The organism is Bradyrhizobium sp. P2_E8 (assembly GCF_056403875.1).
This window is the reverse complement of record NZ_JBFUES010001819.1, coordinates 1-669: the sequence shown is the minus strand read 5'-3', so window position 1 is coordinate 669 and position 669 is coordinate 1. Positions and strand designations below refer to the sequence as shown.

Sequence of the window (669 nt, the reverse complement as noted above, 5' to 3'; positions counted from 1 at the left end):
GCCGTCCTCGACCTTCTGCCAGAGCCCCGCGGCGGTCGGCTGAGCCGACGTCGCAACCGGGGCCTGCGCCGCAGCCGGGMTCACCGCGCCGAGCGACAGCGCGAGCGCGAGGAGCGAGAGCAGCCGAAAGCTGGAAAACGGATTTCGCATTATGATCACCTTGCTATTCCACGACTGGAATGGCCGCAGACTACGGCGATTTCGCGAACGGTTCCAGCACCAGAAACATGGGGCATCGCCCTCCCGCCCCGCTCGCGGTCAGCTGACCCCGAGCTTCTTTTGCAGGCTGGAGGATGAGGTCGTGTACTGGAACACGAGGCGCTTCTCCGGATACACGTAGCGATGGGCTTTTTGCGACATCAGCGCGCCCTCGTGGAAGCCGCACAGGATCAGCTTGAGCTTGCCGGGATAGGTGTTGATGTCGCCGATGGCGAAGATGCCTGATACGTTGGTCTCGAACGCGGATGTCTCGACCGGCACCAGATTGTTCTCCAGCGCAATGCCCCAATTCGCGACCGGACCGAGCTTCATGGTCAGCCCGAAGAACGGCAGCATGGTGTCGCAGGCGATCTCGGTGACGTTGTTGTCGTTGCCCTTGATCGTCGCGCCGGTCAGCTTGCCCTCAGTGCCGGCCAGCGAAGTGACCCAGTGCCGGCCAGCGAAGTGACC

At 63.3% G+C, this 669-nt stretch carries 1 protein-coding gene and 1 pseudogene; both read right to left on the bottom strand.

Annotated features, from left to right (window positions below):
- Positions 1 to 150: pseudogene (locus tag AC1D00_RS44100) on the bottom strand (DUF2147 domain-containing protein); the annotation flags it as partial.
- A gap of 108 nt (positions 151 to 258) precedes the next feature.
- A partial coding sequence (locus AC1D00_RS44095; RefSeq protein WP_477015073.1) for an NAD(P)/FAD-dependent oxidoreductase occupies positions 259 to 669 on the bottom strand: 411 nt, incomplete at its 5' end.